At 64.6% G+C, this 17,355-nt stretch carries 16 protein-coding genes and 2 riboswitches; of the genes, 14 read left to right on the forward strand and 2 right to left on the reverse strand.

Annotated elements, in window-relative coordinates:
• The first annotated feature begins 12 nt into the window (after window positions 1-12).
• Window positions 13-219, forward strand: a riboswitch (cobalamin riboswitch).
• 109 nt (window positions 220-328) lie between these two features.
• From ACNQPL_RS17400 to ACNQPL_RS17430, 7 genes are all read left to right on the forward strand, one after another.
• On the forward strand, window positions 329-2,455 hold the full coding sequence (locus ACNQPL_RS17400; RefSeq protein ID WP_416467359.1) for a TonB-dependent receptor: 2,127 nt from the start codon (window positions 329-331) through the stop codon (window positions 2,453-2,455).
• A 186-nt stretch (window positions 2,456-2,641) separates the two neighbouring features.
• Complete coding sequence (locus tag ACNQPL_RS17405; protein WP_416467360.1) at window positions 2,642-3,808, forward strand: DUF1624 domain-containing protein; 1,167 nt, start codon at window positions 2,642-2,644, stop codon at window positions 3,806-3,808.
• Between the two features lie 28 nt (window positions 3,809-3,836).
• A riboswitch (cobalamin riboswitch) is annotated at window positions 3,837-4,035 on the forward strand.
• Window positions 4,036-4,145: 110 nt separating this feature from the next.
• Window positions 4,146-5,156 (forward strand): ABC transporter substrate-binding protein, encoded by a 1,011-nt coding sequence (locus ACNQPL_RS17410; protein WP_416467361.1) that lies wholly within the window; start codon window positions 4,146-4,148, stop codon window positions 5,154-5,156.
• A complete protein-coding gene (locus tag ACNQPL_RS17415; protein ID WP_346612951.1) occupies window positions 5,156-6,172 on the forward strand; it encodes an iron ABC transporter permease in 1,017 nt (338 codons plus the stop codon). Before ACNQPL_RS17410 ends, ACNQPL_RS17415 begins: the two co-directional genes overlap by 1 nt.
• Window positions 6,173-6,177: 5 nt before the next feature.
• Window positions 6,178-6,957, forward strand: a complete 780-nt coding sequence (locus tag ACNQPL_RS17420; protein WP_416467373.1) for an ABC transporter ATP-binding protein — start codon at window positions 6,178-6,180, stop codon at window positions 6,955-6,957.
• A 17-nt stretch (window positions 6,958-6,974) separates the two neighbouring features.
• Window positions 6,975-7,409, forward strand: a complete 435-nt coding sequence (locus ACNQPL_RS17425; RefSeq protein WP_346612949.1) for a pseudoazurin — start codon at window positions 6,975-6,977, stop codon at window positions 7,407-7,409.
• Window positions 7,406-8,743, forward strand: coding sequence for an OprD family porin (locus ACNQPL_RS17430; protein ID WP_416467363.1), 1,338 nt, complete (start codon window positions 7,406-7,408; stop codon window positions 8,741-8,743). The genes ACNQPL_RS17425 and ACNQPL_RS17430 overlap by 4 nt, the downstream gene beginning before the upstream one ends.
• Window positions 8,744-9,283: 540 nt before the next feature.
• On the opposite strand, the gene ACNQPL_RS17435 is transcribed toward ACNQPL_RS17430, so the two are convergent.
• Both ACNQPL_RS17435 and ACNQPL_RS17440 read right to left on the reverse strand, forming a co-directional pair.
• Entirely contained in the window at window positions 9,284-9,586 is a 303-nt protein-coding gene (locus tag ACNQPL_RS17435; RefSeq protein ID WP_416467364.1) for a hypothetical protein, read from the reverse strand.
• 104 nt (window positions 9,587-9,690) lie between these two features.
• The gene (locus ACNQPL_RS17440) at window positions 9,691-10,191 is read right to left on the reverse strand and encodes a GNAT family N-acetyltransferase (protein ID WP_346612945.1); all 501 of its coding nucleotides are present in this window, start codon (window positions 10,189-10,191) and stop codon (window positions 9,691-9,693) included.
• A 141-nt stretch (window positions 10,192-10,332) separates the two neighbouring features.
• Between ACNQPL_RS17440 and ACNQPL_RS17445 the strand changes: the two genes are divergently transcribed.
• The 7 genes from ACNQPL_RS17445 (at window position 10,333) to ACNQPL_RS17475 (ending at window position 16,999) form a co-directional block, all read left to right on the forward strand.
• On the forward strand, window positions 10,333-10,812 hold the full coding sequence (locus ACNQPL_RS17445; RefSeq protein ID WP_346612944.1) for a hypothetical protein: 480 nt from the start codon (window positions 10,333-10,335) through the stop codon (window positions 10,810-10,812).
• 105 nt (window positions 10,813-10,917) lie between these two features.
• A complete protein-coding gene (gene uvsE / locus ACNQPL_RS17450) occupies window positions 10,918-11,934 on the forward strand; it encodes a UV DNA damage repair endonuclease UvsE (protein WP_346612943.1) in 1,017 nt (338 codons plus the stop codon).
• A gap of 88 nt (window positions 11,935-12,022) precedes the next feature.
• On the forward strand, window positions 12,023-12,448 hold the full coding sequence (locus tag ACNQPL_RS17455; protein ID WP_416467365.1) for a hypothetical protein: 426 nt from the start codon (window positions 12,023-12,025) through the stop codon (window positions 12,446-12,448).
• Between the two features lie 154 nt (window positions 12,449-12,602).
• Window positions 12,603-13,379 carry a ParA family protein gene (locus tag ACNQPL_RS17460; protein ID WP_346612941.1) on the forward strand — a complete coding sequence of 259 codons (777 nt, stop codon included), beginning with the start codon at window positions 12,603-12,605 and terminating at the stop codon, window positions 13,377-13,379.
• 64 nt (window positions 13,380-13,443) lie between these two features.
• Complete coding sequence (locus ACNQPL_RS17465) at window positions 13,444-13,851, forward strand: DUF2946 family protein (RefSeq protein WP_416467366.1); 408 nt, start codon at window positions 13,444-13,446, stop codon at window positions 13,849-13,851.
• Window positions 13,852-13,918: 67 nt separating this feature from the next.
• A complete protein-coding gene (locus tag ACNQPL_RS17470; RefSeq protein WP_416467367.1) occupies window positions 13,919-16,066 on the forward strand; it encodes a TonB-dependent receptor in 2,148 nt (715 codons plus the stop codon).
• Between the two features lie 174 nt (window positions 16,067-16,240).
• Window positions 16,241-16,999 carry a hypothetical protein gene (locus ACNQPL_RS17475; RefSeq protein ID WP_346612938.1) on the forward strand — a complete coding sequence of 253 codons (759 nt, stop codon included), beginning with the start codon at window positions 16,241-16,243 and terminating at the stop codon, window positions 16,997-16,999.
• The last annotated feature ends 356 nt before the right edge of the window (window positions 17,000-17,355 follow it).

A 17,355-nucleotide genomic window follows, 5' to 3' on the forward strand; every position in this document is an offset into this window, starting at 1 on the left:
CCGCGAGTGGTCATATGCGCGCCAGTTTCAGGTGTCCTGCGCCGCCGTGCGCAGGGTGAAACGGGAAGCCGGTGCGTCGTGTTCCACGACAAGTCCGGCGCTGCCCCCGCAACGGTAAGCGAGCGATACCTTCGACACACCACTGTGCACCTGCATGGGAAGGTGAAGGCGTCATGACCCTCGCAAGCCCGGAGACCGGCCTGAGGCTTCACTTGGCAACCCGCGGTGGGCGGGCGCAGGCCGGTATCCGCGTGCGCGCCTGCGTGTGCGGTTGCGCCTTTGCGTGTTTTCCACCGGGATCCATTCATTCCTGCAGCAGTGGAAAGACATGTCCCGTTTCTTCAAGCTTCACCCTCTGGCGGCCTGCCTGGCCGTCGCTCTGCCAGCCCTGGCCGATGACCAAGGCTCAGCCGTCCTGGCGCTGCCGTCCACGGCCGTCACCGACACCCGCGATGACCAGCACGTCGACCTCGCCACGCCGACCCAGGCTGGTTCACGCCTGAACCTCAGCGCCCTGGAAACCCCGGCCAGCACCAGCAGCATCACCGCCGAACAGATCCAGCAACGCAACAACTTCACCGTGCAGGACGCCGTGGCACGCTCGCCGGGCATCACCTTCGTCGGCAGCCCGGGTGATGGCGGCACCGGCCTGTCGGCCCGCGGCTTTACCGGGCAAGGTTCGGTGATGACCTTGTTCGACGGCGCGCGCCTGTATACCGGTGCTGGCACCCAGACGTTCCCGGTCGACCCGTGGATGGTCGAGCGCATCGATGTGATTCGCGGCCCGGCTTCGGTGCTGTATGGAGAAGGCGCCACCGGTGCAGTGATCAACGTCATCCCGAAAAAGCCCGTGACCGGCGACATTCACAACCACCTGCGCCTGGGCTATGGCTCCTGGGACCGCCAACAACTCGGCCTGGACAGCGGCGGCAGCCTCAGCGAGCGCCTGAGCTACCGCCTCACCCTCAACCAGCAGGCGGGCAACGGCTGGGTCGACCGCACCGAGTCGCGCAGCCTGGCACTCAGCGCGGCGCTGCGCTTCGACGCCAGCGACGATTTGAGTTTCACCCTGGCCCATGAACGTGGCGACGCGCAGCCGGCGAACTACTACGGCACCCCGCTGATCGACGGGCACTACCGCAGCAGCCTGCGCAAGAAGAACTACAACATCCAGAATGACGTGCAGCGCTACCACGACGAGTGGACCCGCCTCACTACCGACTGGGCCATCAACGACCAGCTCAGCGCCAGCAACCAGCTCTACTACATCAAAAGCCGCCGCCACTGGCGCAACGCCGAGGACTACAGCTGGGATGCCGACCGTGGGCAGCTGCTGCGCCAGAGCTACCTGCAGATCAAGCACAACCAGGAGCAGATCGGTGACCGCCAGACCTTCACCTTCGACCATTCGTTGTTTGGCCTGGCGAGCAGGACCCTGGTCGGTGCCGAGTACAACAAGGTGCGTTTCAACGTCGACAGCAACGCGCCGTACAACGACGTCGGCGGCGACTACATCGACCCATGGCAACCGACCCCGGGCGTGTTCCACAGCGATTCGCCCACCCGCCCGCAAACCCTTTCCACCACCCACACCTTCGCCCTGTTTGCCGAGAACCGCCTGCAACTGACCGAGCGCCTGTCGCTGGTGACCGGCGTGCGCCGTGACCAGAACCACATCGACCGCGACAACCTCACCAACAACACGCGCAGCGACCGCAGCCTGCAAGGCGGCAACTGGCGCGCCGGGCTGGTGTTTGCAGCCACCGACAACCTGTCGCTGTACGGCCAGTATTCCACCAGCGAGGACGGGGTGAACAACCTGATCAGCCTGAGCCCGACGCAGATGAACTACGACCTGACCGAGTCCAAGCAAACCGAGCTGGGCCTCAAGCAACGCTTCTGGGAAGGTCGCGGGGAGTGGACGCTGGCGGCCTTCCACATCGTCAAGAAAAAGCTGCTGGTGGATGACCCGCTCACCCACGAAAAGCAGCAGGCCGGGCAACAGACCTCCGATGGCCTGGAGGCGACGCTGGAGCTGGCCTTGCCGCAGCAATGGCAGGTTTCTGCCAATGCCTCGCTGTTGCGCGCCAGGTATGACGACTTCGACGAGACGGCCGGCGGTGTGCCCCAGGACCGCAGCGGCAACCGCCCGGCCAATGTGCCACGGCGTACCGCCAACCTGTGGCTGACCAAGGGGTTCGGCCAGCAGGTGGAAGCCGGCATTGGCGCGCGCTATGTGGATGAGCGCTACGCCGACACTGCCAACACCCAGCGCGCACCGGGGTACACCGTGGTCGATGCCAACATCGGCTGGCAGGTGTTGCCGGACGTGCGGCTCGGGTTGCAGGTGAACAACCTGTTCGACCGGGAGTACGTGGCCTCGGCGTTCAGTGGCACGCAGTGGATCATGGGCGTGCCGCGGTCGTACTTTGCTACCGTGGATTACAGCTTCTGATCTGAGTTGGCTGTACCGGCCTCATCGCCGGCAAGCCGGCTCCTACAGGTACAGCAGCGCCGTGTGGGAGCCGGCTTGCCGGCGATGAGGCCGGCATGACAGCACAAAAACCACTACCAGGCAGTTATTAAATAGTTATAAGATAACGTTTCATTTGACATCCATTCCTGCCTGCGACCCTCTTCCATGACAAGTGCCGCCGCCACCCCCACCCTGCTCACCCAGCGCCTGCAGAGCATCGACGCCCTGCGCGGCCTGGTGATTCTGTTCATGCTGCTCGACCACGTTCGCGAGACGTTCTTCCTGCACCGTCAGGTCAGCGACCCGATGGCCATCGACGTTACCGACCCGTCGCTGTTCGCCAGCCGCACCCTGGCCCACCTGTGCGCGCCGGTGTTCGTACTGCTCACCGGCCTGTCGGCCTGGCTGTACGGCGAAAAGTACCAGGGCCGCAGCGATGTCTCGGCATTCCTGTTCAAGCGCGGCCTGTTCCTGGTGGTGCTGGAGTTCACCCTGGTCAACTTCGCCTGGACCTTCCAGCTGCCGCCCAGCGTGATCTACCTGCAGGTGATCTGGGCCATCGGTGTCAGCATGATCGCCCTGTCGCTGCTGGTGTGGCTGCCGCGCCCCGCGCTGCTGGGCTTGGCTGGCGTGCTCATCGCCGGCCACAACCTGCTCGATGGCCTGCACTTTGGCAGCGGTTCGGCGATGCACGTGCCTTGGGCAATCCTGCATGACCGTGGCTGGCTGGAGGTTTCCGACAGCCTGCGCCTGCGGACCTCCTACCCGGTGCTGCCGTGGATCGGCGTGATCGCCCTGGGCTATGGCCTTGGCCCATGGTTCGGCCGTGGTGCGCAGGCGCACCAGCGTCAGCATCAGCTGCTGCTGGCAGGCGTGATCGCCGTGCTGGGGTTCGTCGTGCTACGCATGCTCAACGGCTACGGCGAAGCGCCGTGGAGCGGCTACCCGACGCTGACCCAAACGCTGATGAGCTTCTTCAACATCACCAAATACCCGCCTTCACTGCTGTTCCTGGCCCTGACACTTGGTTGCGGCCTGCTGTTGCTGCGCGCTTTCGAACGCGCCGGCCAGGCACGCTGGATCAGTGCCCTGGCGGTATTCGGCGCGGCGCCGATGTTCTTCTACCTGCTGCACCTGTACGTACTGAAGCTGCTGTACCTGGCATGCGTCGCGCTGTTCGGTTTGAACCACGGCGACTACTTCGGCTTCGACGGCATTGGCGCGGTGTGGCTGAGTGCTCTGTTGCTGGCCGCGGCGCTGTACCTGCCGGTGCGCTGGTTCGCCCGGCTCAAGGGCCGCCGGCGCGACATCGCCTGGCTCAAGTACTTCTGATTTAGCGTTTTCACCCGGCGCCTGATGGTCTACCATGCGGGCCGCCGGTTTCCACCACGGAATTAATAGGGAATCCCAGGCCGCCCAGGCGCGCCAAACGGAACTGCCCCCGCAACTGTAGGTGCCGAGCCCGCTCCATGAATGCCACTGGGTCCCATGATCCGGGAAGGCCGGAGCCGGGTGATGAAGCACCAGTCAGGAGACCTGCCGGCTTACATTCACCAACCGGCGGGGTGTCCGGGATTGGCCATCAGTGTTGCCCCTGCCGCCTGCAGGGGCTCGGCGATGCCTGTCCGTGCGTTCCTTCCGTGAACTGTCCGATAGGAGATCGCCCAGCATGCTGCCTCGTTTCGCCACCCTGCTCGCCGGCCTGAGCCTCACCGGCGTGGCCCACGCCGCCGCCACGCACTACCCGCTGACCGTGGACAACTGCGGCATGCCGCAGACCTTCGCGCATGCCCCCGCGCGCGCGGTGACCATCGGCCAGGCCGGCACCGAAATGCTCTATGCCTTGGGGTTGGGTGAAAAGCTGGCCGGCACTTCGCTGTGGTTCAACCATGTGCTGCCCGAGTACAAGGCGTTGAACGACCAGGTACCGCGCCTGGCCGACAACGACCCAAGCTTTGAAGCGGTGGTCGGCAAGCGCCCTGAACTGGTGGCGGTGCAATTCGAGTGGATGGTCGGCCCCCAAGGCGTGGTCGCTACCCGCGAACAGTTCAACGAACTGAAGATCCCCACTTACCTGCTGCCCTCGGACTGCGAAGGCAAGGACAACCTGGTGGGTGCCGACGGCACCCGGCTGCAGGCGTTTCAGGTCGACAGCATCTACAAGAGCGTCAGCCAGCTGGCCGAAATCTTCGACGTGCAGGACCGCGGCGAGGCGCTGAATGCCGACCTCAAGGCGCGCCTGGACAGCGCCAGGCAACAACTGGCCGGCAAGGATCTGAGCAACACGTCGGCACTGTTCTGGTTCTCCAGCGCTGACCTGGATATCGACCCCTACGTCGCCGGCCGCCAAGGGGTGGCCGATTTCATGCTGCGCACCCTGGGCGTGCGCAACGTGGTCGAGTCCACCGAAGAATGGCCGACCGTGGGCTGGGAAACCATCGCCAAGGCCAACCCGACCTGGCTGATCATCGCCCGTATGGACCGCCGCCGCTTCCCCGCCGACGACTACCAGAAAAAACTCGAGTTCCTCCACAGCGACCCGGTCACCCAGCACATGGACGCCGTGAAGAACAACCGCATCATCATCCTCGACGCCGACGCCATGCAAGCTGGCATCCGCCTGTTCCGCGGCCTGCAGACCTTGTCGGCGGCGTTCGCCAGCGGTAAAGCGGCACAGTGATGAAGCGCCTGTTGCCCTGCACTGCCCTGGCCTTGGCCGCCCTGCTCGCAGCCCTGTTTGCAGGCACTGCCATTGGCGAAACCAGCGTGTCGCCCAGCGTGGTCTACCAGGTGCTGGCCAACCACCTGTGGCAGGCCGGTTACCCGGTCGACCCGATCGACGCCGGCATCATCTGGAACTACCGCCTGCCCCGCACCCTGGTCGCTGCGGCCTGCGGTGCAGGGCTGGCGACCTGCGGGGTGATCCTGCAGGCGCTGCTGCGCAACCCGCTGGCTGAACCCTACTTGCTGGGCCTGTCGGCAGGTGCCTCGACCGGTGCCGTGCTGGTCGGCCTGCTGGGCTTGGGCGGCGTAGCCCTGAGCATGTCCGGCGGCGCATTCGTTGGCGCCGTGGCGGCTTTCGCCCTGGTGCTGATGCTGGCCCGCGCGGCCGGGCCGAGCAGCAACAACGCCCAGGTAATCCTGGCCGGCATCGCCGGCTCGCAACTGTTCAACGCCCTGACCGCATTCCTCATCACCAAGTCGGCCACCGCCGAGCAGGCCCGCGGCATCCTGTTCTGGCTGCTGGGCAACCTCAGCGGCGTGCGCTGGCCATCGGTAGGGCTGGCGGTGCCAGTGGCGCTGTTCGGGCTGGTGGTGTGCCTGTGGCACCGGCGCACGCTGGACGCGTTCACCTTCGGCGCCGACTCAGCGGCATCGCTGGGCATCGCGGTGCGCCGCAGCCAGTTGCTGTTGATCAGCTGCGCGGCGCTGGTGACGGCAGTGATGGTTTCGATTGTCGGCGCCATCGGCTTCGTCGGGCTGGTCATTCCACATGCCTTGCGCCTGCTGCTTGGCCCCGGCCACAGCCGGCTGCTGCCGGCCAGTGCGTTGGGCGGTGCGTTGTTCCTGATCGCCGCCGACATGCTGTCGCGCACGTTGATCCCTGGCCAGGTGATCCCGGTGGGCGTGGTCACGGCGCTGATCGGCGCCCCGGTGTTTGCGCTGATCCTGGTCAGCCGCCGGGGGCGCGCATGACGGTCATGACGCCGCTGCACATCGCCCCACTCACCTGCCAGGGCCTGAGCCTGCAACTGTCGGGCAACCGCGTGCTGCGCGATATCAACCTCACCGTGACGGCAGGCGAAACCCTTGGCATCGTCGGCCCCAACGGCTCCGGCAAATCATCCCTGCTCAAGCTGCTGGCCGGCTTGCGTCCACCGCACAGCGGCAGCGTGCAGCTGCTTGGCGAGCCCCTCGCGCGCCTGCCGCGCCGGCGTATCGCCCAGGCCCTGGCGCTGGTCGAGCAACAGGCCGACACCCTCGACGCGATCAGCGTGTTCGACGCCGTGGCGCTGGGGCGCACCCCGTGGCTATCGGCGCTGGCGCCGTTCTCCAACGCGGACCGCGCCATTGTCGAGCAGGCCCTGGCCGACCTCGATGCCACGCACCTGCGCACACGCATCTGGGGCTCACTGTCGGGCGGCGAACGCCAGCGTGTGCACATCGCTCGCGCCTTGGCCCAGCGCCCTCAGGTGCTGCTGCTCGACGAGCCGACCAACCACCTCGACATCCAGCACCAGCTGAGCCTGTTGCAGCAGGTGCAGGCACTGCCGGTCACCACCCTGGTGGCCCTGCACGACTTGAACCAGGCCCTCACCTGCGACCGCGTGGCGGTACTCGAACAGGGCTGCCTGGTCGCCCTCGGCAAGCCGCTGGAGGTACTCACCCCCGAGCGCCTGCTGAGCACCTTCGGCGTACACGCCCACTACCTCACCGACCCCTTCGACGGCGCGCGCATCCTGCGCTTTCGCGCCCCCTGAACCAGGAAGTTCCTGCCATGCTGCTGCGCCCCACCGCCCTGCTGCTCGCCAGCACCCTGCTGCCTTTTACCGCGCTGGCCGAAGTGCACGAAGTGAAGATGCTCAACCGCGGGCCGGCGGGCGCCATGGTCTACGAGCCGGACCACCTGCGCATCGCGCCGGGCGACACCGTGCGCTTTGTGCCGACCCAGAGCGGCCATAACGCGGCCAGCCTGCCGGGGTTGCTGCCAGCCGGTGCCGAAGCGTTCAAGAGCAAGCTGAACCAGCCGTTCGAGCAGACTTTCACGGTGCCTGGGCTGTACGGCATCCAGTGCATTCCGCACCTGGCCATGGGCATGGTGATGCTGATTCAGGTGGGCGCCACCGGCCCTGGCCAATTGCCCGCCACGCTGCCGGCACGGGCACAAACGCGCTTGGCGGCGCAACTGCAGCAGCTGGAGGCCGGGCAATGAGCCGTTTGCTGCTGGCCCTGCCGCTGATTGGCCTTGCGCCTTTGGCGCTGGCTGAATCTGCACAATCACAGAGCAACGGCCTGGTCGAGGACAGTACCTGGAGCCTGCTCAACCGCACGGTCTACGACCAGCGTGACTACAAGCACGGTGGCCGCAACAGCGCTGGGCGCAATGCCTACAAACCTCGCAGCGAACGTAACGGCCTGGCAGAAGAATGGGCCTACGGTTTGATGGGTACATTCCAGTCAGGCTTTACCCAAGGCCTGATCGGCGTAGGTGTCGATGCCCACGCCTACCTCGGCGTCCAGCTCGACAGCGGCGGCGGGCGCGCCGGCAAGGCCCGCTTGCTTGGCGTAGACAACGATGGCCAACCGAAAAACGAATACAGCCGCGGTGGTGCCGCGTTGAAACTGCGCCTGTCCAACACCGTGCTTGCCTATGGCGAGCAGCGGGTAAAAACGCCGGTGTTCAGTTCGTCCGACAGCCGCTTGCTGCCCGAAACCGCCACCGGCTTTTTCCTCACCAGCAATGAAATCGACAAGGTCAAGCTGGTTGCCGGGCACTTCAACGAAAGTACCGACCGTAACGCCTCAAGCCACGACCAGGGCTTCGTGGTCAACTATTCCAACGGCCAGAAGGGCAACAGCTTTGACCTCGCCGGGGTGGTGTGGAACCCCAACGCGGCATTCAGCGGCAGCCTGTACACCTCCCGCTACGAGGACACCTGGAATCAGCACTACCTTGGCAGCACGATCACCCACGCCCTGGACGACCGCCGCAGCCTGAGCCTGGACCTCAACCTGTACCGCACCACCGACACCGGCAAAGCCCTGTCCGGGCGTATCGACAACACCACCTGGAGCCTGATCTCGCGCTACAGCCAAGGGCCGCACAGCTTCAGCCTGGGCTGGCAACAGGTGGATGGCAACACGCCGTTCGACTACGTGACCCGCGGCGCGATCTACATCGCCAACGCCGTGCAGATGTCCGACTTCAACGCCCCGAACGAGAAGTCCTGGCAGGCGCGCTATGACCTGAACATGGGCGCATATGGTGTGCCGGGGTTGAACCTGACCGCGTTGTACGTGCGCGGGTTCGATATCGATGGCACGCATGTAGACCCCAATGGCGGGTATGCGTACCTGGGCTATGGCAAGGGCGGCAAGCATTGGGAGCGGGACCTGGAGGCACGGTATGTGGTGCAGAGCGGCAAGGCCAAGGGCACGACGTTTTCAGTGAGGCATAACGTGCACCGCGGGGATACGGCGCAGGCGGAGTTGGATGGCGATCAGATTCGGTTGGCGGTGGAGTGGCCGTTGACGGGCGGGTTGTGAGTTGGTCTGCTCGCGTCATGGCTGGTAGGTGCATGCCGTGGGCTTTGCGGCGTTCCGCAGATCGAGCGCCGCCCGCGCGGCGCTTCGCGAAGCGCTTGCCTTGAGATCTTCAGCGCCCATGAGATCGAGCGCCGCCCGCGCGGCGCTTCGCGGGGCGCTTGCCTTGAGATCTTTAGCGCCTGTGAGATCGAGCGCCGCCCGCGCGGCGCTTCGCGGGGCAAGCCCGCTCCCACATTTGTTGCAACGTGCCATTCCAGTCAGGCCATGGTTGTCCGCCTTGGCGCATGACTGAAGACAGGCGGGGCGGCGGCAGCGCCACCCTAGATATCTCGTCGGGCCAACAAGGCTGACAACTATGGCCTATCAGGCCATGGCGCGTTGCAACAAATGTGGGAGCGGGCTTGCCCCGCGAAGCGCCGCGCGGGCGGCGCTCGATCTCAAAGGCGCTGAAGATCCCAAGGCAAGCGCTTCGCGATGCGCCGCGCGGGCGGCGCTTGGTTTGCGCATCACCCTGGCACTCAAGCCGACCGCCTGAAACGCTCAGGCAACGCCCCAAGCCTGTTTCTCCGCGTCAGTCATCGCAGCCACCACATCAGCAAAGGTGTCGGTGAACTCCGAGCTGACATTGCCGTGCACCTTGTAATTGGTCAGCAAATACTGCTTCACGGTCTTCGGCCACCCGCCCTCCTTGTGCGCTGCATTGATGATGCCCTTGGCATCGTGGTAATTGGTCGTGGGCCGCAACTGCGAGAGCCGCCTTTCAAAATCGGCAAAGGTCCACGCATCGGTGCGGCTCTCGAACTCGTCGAGCAGTTCAAGTTTGTACAGCGCAAGGTGTGCCATGGGCGTTCTCCCTTCGTCATGTCAGTGACCCGACGGTAAGGAAATCACCGCGCGTTTGAAATGAACCAGGTGTCCACACTCGCCGCCGACAAGTAGGAAAAATCCTAGCCAGCCAGCCATCGCTCCATGTGCGTCGTCTGCCACACCGGATCGTCCTCAACATCGATCACCCCAAACCCTTGACGCGCCCAGAAGCGGATGGCCCCAGGAAGAAACGGGTGGGTATGCAGGTACAGGCACTCGACACCGTCCTCGATGGCCTGGTCACGCAAGGCTGCAAACAGGGCGGCTGCCAGGCCGTGACGGCGGTACTCGGGCAGCACGAACAGGCGCACCACTTCGACCACGTGCTTGCCTTGGTAATCGAGTTGCTTGAAGCGATGGTCATAAGGCAGGTACCCGATGGCCGCGATCAATCGGCCTTGATCACGGGCTTCCAGAAAACACCCTTCGCCGTCCAGGTACGTGGCCTCGAAATGGGCGAGGTCGGTGGGCAAGGGCGCGTTGGCGAGCACGGGGAAAAGTTCGCGCCGAGCGTTGTCGACGAAGGCGACGACTTCGCCGACGGCGGTGCGGCTGGGCGATTGGATGATCCAGTTTGGCATGGTGGCGAAAGAAGACGGCTTGGCAAAAAGGGTTACCACCCTACCGTAGAAAACGCCGTAATGCAGTGCCGGTATGGCTCGTCGGCGCCTGGCCGGCCCCGCTATAATCCACCGTCTGAACCGCGCGCCCAAGGCCACCCCATGCCCCGCATCCCCACGTTGCTGCTGCCCCTGCTGTTCATCGCCGCCCTCACCGCCTGCGACCAGAAGCCCACCCGCGAGGAACAGATCCTCGCCAACCTGCCCTTGCAGGAAGCCTACGAGCACAACATCGAACGCATGGCGTCGCTGCTGACCCGCACCCACCCGCAGCTGGCCGAAGACACCATCCGCGGCGTGCTGCGCAAGCACCTCACGGTCGAGGACCAGCGCCAGGACCTGTTCAAGCTCTACAGCGAGAAGAACTTCAGCGACAGCGAATTCGCCACCATCGTCGAGGTCACCCGCGACCCGGCCAAGGCCAAGGCGCTGGAAGAGACCGAAGACGGCCAGCAACTGAGCGCCAAACTCACCCGCCTGATGCGCGAGACGGCGCGCGACGAGAAGGCCCAGGCCTTGGCCAAACAGCGCCTGCAACAAGTGGAAGACGAGCTGAACGCGCTGGAAGACGCAGGTTCCTGATGCTTGGCGACGGGCGCAATCGCGTGTGCGTGCCAAGCGTTCAGCATTGATCGTTCGCTAGCCCGCGCAGTCCAACGCGCATACCCGCCGCTTTCGGAGACCACCATGCCCCGCCTGGGCTTTGCCTGCATGTACCGCCACCCGCACCGCAGCCTTTCGATCAAGGCGCTCGAGACCATCGAGCGCACGTTCAACCCGCGCACCACCACCTTGCGCTGGTTGAGCGGGGCAAGCCCCGACGCAGCCCGGGCCAAATTGTTCGAGCTGGTGCAGCACAACCTGGACGCCCAACTGCGGCTGCTGGGGTATGTGGCAGCGCTGCCCCCCATGCTGCGCATGGTGCGCCTGAGCAGCGACCTGCTGCCGCTGTACAGCCATCCCGGCGTTGCCCCCTTGTACCGCGACAGTGAATTCCAGGCGCTGATGGCCGAACGCTTCGCCGCCATCGGCGACCTGGCTCGCCGCGCAGACATCCGCCTGTCGATGCACCCTGGCCAGTACTGTGTGCTGGGCTCCGATCGCCCTGAGGTCGTGGAAAACAGCCTGGCCGAATTCGAGTACCACGCCGACATGATCCGCATGATGGGTTTCGGCCAACGGTTCCAGGATTTCAAATGCAACATCCATATCGCCGGGCGCCTGGGCGTTGAAGGCATGCGCCAGGTGTGGCCAAGGTTGTCGCTAGTGGCGCGCAACGTGATCACGCTGGAGAACGACGAGAAGACCTATGGCGTCGATGACTGCCTGGCGCTGGCAGACCTGGCGCCGGTGGTGCTGGATATTCACCACTGCTGGATTCACGAAGGCGACTACATCGCCCCCGACGACCCGCGCATCGCCAGGATCATCGACAGCTGGCGCGGCGTGCGCCCGACCATGCATTACTCGCAACCACCTGAGCACCTGCAAGCGCTGGGCTTCGATGCCGAAGCCAAGATGACCATCCCGGCCCTGTTGGAGAAGGTCAACAAGCGTGACCTGTACGCACACAGCGCGCAGATGTGGAACGACTGGACCAACCGCTATGCCCTGCAGTTCGTCGAGCGCTTCGACATCATGTTCGAGGCCAAGGACAAGAACCTCGCCACCCAGGCTTTCTACCAGCGCTACCTCGACAGCTGAACATACAGCGGCCATCCGTCGGTACGAGTGCACCCTGGGCGGGTGACAACAGCCGAAAGAAAGGTAATCACCCTCCAGGAGATTCACCATGAAGCGGATGACCTCACATGCAGTGCTGCTTGCCCTTTGCCTGGGCGCCAGCGTACCGCTGGCCTTTGCAGCGACCGACATGAACAGCACCACTGACCCCGGCTCAGGCACCATGAATGGCGGAGGTGCGAGCGGCTCCGGTACGCCGGGCGATGCCACTGGCAGTGGCACCGGCAGTAACGGCACCGACAATACAGGCGGCGACGGCACCAGCAACGGGGCAGGTTCTGGCACCAATGGGCCAGGCAGCAATGGGCCAGGCAGCAATGGTTCAGGTGGCATGGGCAGTGGCTCAGGCACAGGCTCCGGCGCAGGCTCAGGTGGCGCAGGCAGCGGCTCGGGCGGTTCCGGGGGATCTGGTGGCGCCGGCGGCGGTGGCGCGGGAGGCTCAGGTGGTGGCGGCGGCGGTGGCGGTGGCAGCTGATAGCTGTGACGCTGACGGCCTCTGCGTGGCTGGAACGCGGGCAGAGGCCGGTTGGGGTTCAGCGAATGTAACAAGCCTTGTCATAAAACTGTCGTCTTTCGGTCATAGGATTGACCCCAACCTGACATTTCCCTTCTTCATGGATGAACGTCTCATGCGTCGTGTGGTTTTCAATCAGAAAGGTGGCGTCGGCAAGTCGAGCATCGCTTGCAACCTCGCCGCCGCCAGTGCCGCCGAGGGTTATCGCACATTGCTGGTCGACCTCGACCCGCAAGCCAACGCCACCTACTACCTCACCGGGCTGACCAACGACGCCATCCCCGCCGGCATCGCCGACTTCTTTCGCCAGACCTTGTCCCCCGTCACCGCAGCGGGCAAGAAGCATCGCGTGGCGATTACCGAAACCCGCTACCGCAACCTGCACATGGTTACCGCCAGCCCCGACCTCAGCGACCTGCAAAGCAAGCTGGAGAGCAAGTTCAAGATCAACAAACTGCGCAAGCTGCTGGTGGAGCTGGGCGAGGATTACGAGCGGATCTACATCGACACCCCACCTGCACTCAACTTCTATACCTTCAGCGCCCTGGTGGCCGCCGAGCGCCTGTTGATCCCGTTCGACTGCGACAGCTTCTCGCGCCAGGCGCTGCATTGTGTGATGGCCGAAGTCGAGGAACTGCGCCAGGACCACAACCCGGCGCTGCGGGTGGAAGGCGTGGTGGTCAACCAGTTCGCCAACCGCACGGCACTGCACCAGACCTTGGTCGATCAGTTGCGCGCCGAAGGCATGCCGGTGCTGCCGGTGTACCTGAGCAGCTCGATCAAGATGCGCGAATCGCACCAGGCTTCGGTGCCGCTGGTGCACCTGGCGCCACGGCACAAACTGGCGCAGGAATTCGTCGAGTTGCTGGATGTGCTGGAGCGGGCGGCCTGACCTGCGACATCCTGACGCGCCAAAGCACTACCCGACCGTTCGTCCGGGTGATAGATTCGCCGCCATGAAAACCACCCGGCACACCCGCATGCTGACTGCATGGACGCTCTACGCCAGCGTCCTGTTCAGCCTGTTGCTGTGTGGCCTGCACCACGGCCAGATGGGCGGCCTGCGACTGGCCGGGCTGGAAGGTGGTTTTTGCTCGATCAACAGCGAGCATGGCGTGGCCATCGACCTGGATGGCGCCGGCGGCGACCAGCACATGGCTCAGCTCGATTGCCCGGTGTGCTCATCGTTCGGCATGGCGGTGCCGCCAAGCAGCGGCTGGTCGTTCACCCCCGCACACGCCGGCGCCACCTCGCCCATCGTCGTGCGCAGCTGGGCGCAACCGCCCCCACGCTATCTGCGCCCTACCCTCAACCCCCGCGCGCCCCCCGTCGCCTCCCCCGCAGCTGCCAATCATTTCGCCTGACCCGACCGGGCGCGCCTGTGCGCACGGTAAGGGTCAGCCATGACCTTTGCGTGGAAGACACAACAACATGTTCCGCACTACCTCCCTGGTGCTCCTGATGAGCACCTGCACCCTCGCCTGGGCGGACGACGCCGTCGAACTCACCGCCACCACCATCGATGGCCAGCGCGAGGCCCCTTCCGGCGTTCAGCTGGACGAGCCGATCCGCACCGGTTCGCGGCTGGGCCTGACTGCACGGGAAACGCCCGCCTCGGTGAGCGTTTCCGACCGCCGCGTCATCGAAGAGCGCGGCGACAAGGACAGCCAGGACGTGATCAACGCCATGACCGGCGTGAACGCTTCGGCCAACCCAGGCTATGGCGGCTACGTCAGCTACCGCGGCTTCACCCAGAACCAGGTGACGCAGTTGTACAACGGCATCAACCTTGGCTACAGCAGTGCCACCCGGCCGATCGATGCCTGGGTGCTGGACCGGGTCGAGCTGATCGGCGGGCCGTCCTCGTTCCTGCACGGCGCAGGTGCCGTGGGTGGCTCGATCAACTACATCACCAAGCTTGCCAGCCGGGATCAGCAGGTGATCGATGGGCGCATTCGCTATGGCAGCTTCGACGATTCGGAAGTCGCCTTCGGCATCAACCAGGCCCTGGCCAGCAACCCAGGCGACGCCCGCCACTTCATGCGCCTGGACTTCAGCCACGGCCAGGGCAACGGCTACATTGACCGCAACAAGCGCCAGACCGACAGCCTGGCGTTTTCGCTGCTCAGCGACCTGGCGCCCAACCTCACGCACACCCTCGCGCTGGAGTACCAGGAAGACACCGAGGACAGCCCGTACTGGGGTTCGCCGATACTGCCCGGGCGCAGCACCATGAAGATCGACAACAGCCGCCGCTTTGAAAACTACAACGTCGCCGACGGCCGTTACGAGCAGCGCGTGCGCTGGCTGCGGTCGATCCTCGATTACCAGGTCAGCGACAGCACCAGCGTGCAGAACACGCTGTACCACTACAACGCCCAGCGCGATTACCGCAACGTCGAGCGCTACAGCTACACCAGCGACGGCAACGTGCTGCGCGCCAGCCCCTACCTGCAGCGCCACGACCAGAATGTGCTGGGGGACCGCCTTGAACTGCGCCATGACCACCAGCTGTTCGACCTGGCCAGCCAGTGGTCACTGGGCCTGGATTACTCGCGCATGCGCCAGACGCTGTACCCGACCTCGGGCAGCTGGAGCGATGTGGTCGACCCTGACCATTTCGACCCGGGTAGCTTCGATGACATCCCGGTGGTGAACGCAGGGCTGACCAAACAGCGGCGCCATGAGGTCACCAACCGCGCCGTGTTCGCCGAGAACCGCCTGCAGTTGACCGATCGCCTGGCGCTGCTGACGGCCTTGCGCTACGACTACCTGGACATGCAAGTGACCAACTACGGTGCTGTCACGCCCACGTCCCCGGCTTACTTTGAACGACGTTGGGAGCCGCTGTCCGGGCGCATCGGCCTGACCTACGCGCTGACGCCGTCGGCCAGCCTGTACGCGCAATACAGCAGCGCGGCCGACCTGCCTGCCGGTTCACTGGCGGCGGCCACGTATTCCAACGTGGGCCTGTACGATCTGTCCAAGGGCGAGCAGTGGGAAGTCGGCAGCAAGTTCGACTTCCTCGACGGCCGGGGCGCGGCAACGGTGGCGGTGTACCAGATCGTGCGCAGGGACTTCGCCGTGCGTGATTCGGCCAACCCGAACCTGACGGTGCAGGCCGGCCAACAGACTTCGCGCGGCATCGAGCTGTCCGGGCGCCTGCAGGTCACCGCTAAGCTGCTGGCCGAGGCCAACTATGCGTACGTCGATGCCGAGTACGATGAATTCAACGAAGCGGTCAATGGCGTGTCTGTCTCGCGCAAGGGCAATGCGCCGGTCAACGTGCCCGCCAATGTCGGCAACCTGTGGCTGACCTACAGCTTTACTCCGGCATGGTCGGCGGGGGTGGACGGGCGTTATGTCGGGTCGGTGTATGCGGATAACGCCAACACCCTGAAAGCGCCGGCCTACACCTTGTTCGGGGCCTTCGCCCGCTACCGCCTGGACGAGCACACTACGGTCACCGGCCGGGTGCGCAACCTGACCGACGAGGTGTATGCCAAGCAGGCATATGGGCTGCAGTACTACATGGGTGCGCCGAGGACATTCGAGGTGGCGGTGGATATGCGTTTCTGACCCCTTGAGCCTGCCGGCCGCTTCGCGGCACGAGCCCGCGCAGCGGCCGGCATAGACAAATGAAATTTCCTACCGGTTTAACGTCCAAATCCCAAGCAACCATCAGTGATAATCTGCGCCTCACACACTCGCCGGCACCTGAAGCCCCGGCTACCGCTCTACAAGGAAGTCGACGTGTTTAAATCGCTGTCCCCTCTTGTCTTTGCCACTGCCCTCATCACCCTGGCCGGCTGCCAGTCGAAGCCTGCCCCCGAGGTGGATGAACAGGCGCGTCAAACCTTCATCAGCGACATGCAACGGGCGCTGATACACAGTATGGCGACCGCCGATACCGGCGAGCAGATAGGTGCGGTGCTGCTTGAAGTCACCCTGGATGGGCAGTCCGCACCGACCCATTGCAAGGCCGTCAGGGCGCCCGTCAAATACCGCATGGCCTTGCCCGCCGATGTCATGCCCACCGATATCAATGCCCTGACCCGCCTGGTCGAAGCGCAGTGCTGGAAGACCATCTACCCCGTGGTGCCTGCAGCTGTACGCGAGGAAAACGGCACCGTGGACGTGCGTGCACCGCTGTACATCGTACTGCCGGGGGCAGCACAGGCGCCCGACACGCTACGGCGCAAGGCTTACGCTCAACGTGATTTCTTCTGGCAGCACCTGCTGCGCGATCAACCGGTCACCAGCATCGGCAAGGCGTCGCTGTACTACCAGGCCAATGCCCAAGGCAAGGTCGAAGGCTGCCTGGTTCAGCTTTACCCGCACCCGCTGCGCACCGACGCCTTCCGGCTTGATGGCAACCTGCAAGCGCTGCTGAACAGCCGTTGCATGGCGCTCGACCTGAGCAAGCTGCCCGGTTTCGCGGTCGATGCGCAGGGCCAGGCCACGGGCTACACGGAAATGGACTATGCGCCGTGGCGATTCAACCGGCCCTGAGCTTAAGCTCAGTGTAGGAGCTGGCTTGCCGGCGATCGGCTGCGAAGCAGTCGTAAAATCGGTATCTGCGCAGTGCCAGACAGAACCCGGATACAGAATTGACGACTGCTTCGCAGCCGATCGCCGGCAAGCCAGCTCCTACAATGATTGCGATCCTTAAGCTGAAGCCACTGCACCAATGAAGTTGGCCAGCTGCGCAGTCCTTGGCGCAGCGAACACTTCGCGGGGGTGCCCCACCTTATGCACCTTGCCATGTGCATGAACACCAGAGCCTAGGCGGTGCCCTGTAGGAGCTGGCTTGCCGGCGATCGGCTGCGAAGCAGTCGTCAATTCTGTATCCGGGTTCTGTCTGGCAC

This window comes from Pseudomonas sp. LFS044 (assembly GCF_047978245.1).
Taxonomy (GTDB): Bacteria; Pseudomonadota; Gammaproteobacteria; order Pseudomonadales; family Pseudomonadaceae; genus Aquipseudomonas.

Bases quoted from the DNA above. Each gene is read 5' to 3' on its own strand.
- ACNQPL_RS17400 (WP_416467359.1), top strand. From the start codon at position 329: ATGTCCCGTTTCTTCAAGCTTCACCCTCTGGCGGCCTGCCTGGCCGTC.
- ACNQPL_RS17405 (WP_416467360.1), top strand. From the start codon at position 2,642: ATGACAAGTGCCGCCGCCACCCCCACCCTGCTCACCCAGCGCCTGCAG.
- ACNQPL_RS17410 (WP_416467361.1), top strand. From the start codon at position 4,146: ATGCTGCCTCGTTTCGCCACCCTGCTCGCCGGCCTGAGCCTCACCGGC.
- ACNQPL_RS17415 (WP_346612951.1), top strand. From the start codon at position 5,156: ATGAAGCGCCTGTTGCCCTGCACTGCCCTGGCCTTGGCCGCCCTGCTC.
- ACNQPL_RS17420 (WP_416467373.1), top strand. From the start codon at position 6,178: ATGACGCCGCTGCACATCGCCCCACTCACCTGCCAGGGCCTGAGCCTG.
- ACNQPL_RS17425 (WP_346612949.1), top strand. From the start codon at position 6,975: ATGCTGCTGCGCCCCACCGCCCTGCTGCTCGCCAGCACCCTGCTGCCT.
- ACNQPL_RS17430 (WP_416467363.1), top strand. From the start codon at position 7,406: ATGAGCCGTTTGCTGCTGGCCCTGCCGCTGATTGGCCTTGCGCCTTTG.
- ACNQPL_RS17435 (WP_416467364.1), bottom strand. From the start codon at position 9,586: ATGGCACACCTTGCGCTGTACAAACTTGAACTGCTCGACGAGTTCGAG.
- ACNQPL_RS17440 (WP_346612945.1), bottom strand. From the start codon at position 10,191: ATGCCAAACTGGATCATCCAATCGCCCAGCCGCACCGCCGTCGGCGAA.
- ACNQPL_RS17445 (WP_346612944.1), top strand. From the start codon at position 10,333: ATGCCCCGCATCCCCACGTTGCTGCTGCCCCTGCTGTTCATCGCCGCC.
- uvsE (WP_346612943.1), top strand. From the start codon at position 10,918: ATGCCCCGCCTGGGCTTTGCCTGCATGTACCGCCACCCGCACCGCAGC.
- ACNQPL_RS17455 (WP_416467365.1), top strand. From the start codon at position 12,023: ATGAAGCGGATGACCTCACATGCAGTGCTGCTTGCCCTTTGCCTGGGC.
- ACNQPL_RS17460 (WP_346612941.1), top strand. From the start codon at position 12,603: ATGCGTCGTGTGGTTTTCAATCAGAAAGGTGGCGTCGGCAAGTCGAGC.
- ACNQPL_RS17465 (WP_416467366.1), top strand. From the start codon at position 13,444: ATGAAAACCACCCGGCACACCCGCATGCTGACTGCATGGACGCTCTAC.
- ACNQPL_RS17470 (WP_416467367.1), top strand. From the start codon at position 13,919: ATGTTCCGCACTACCTCCCTGGTGCTCCTGATGAGCACCTGCACCCTC.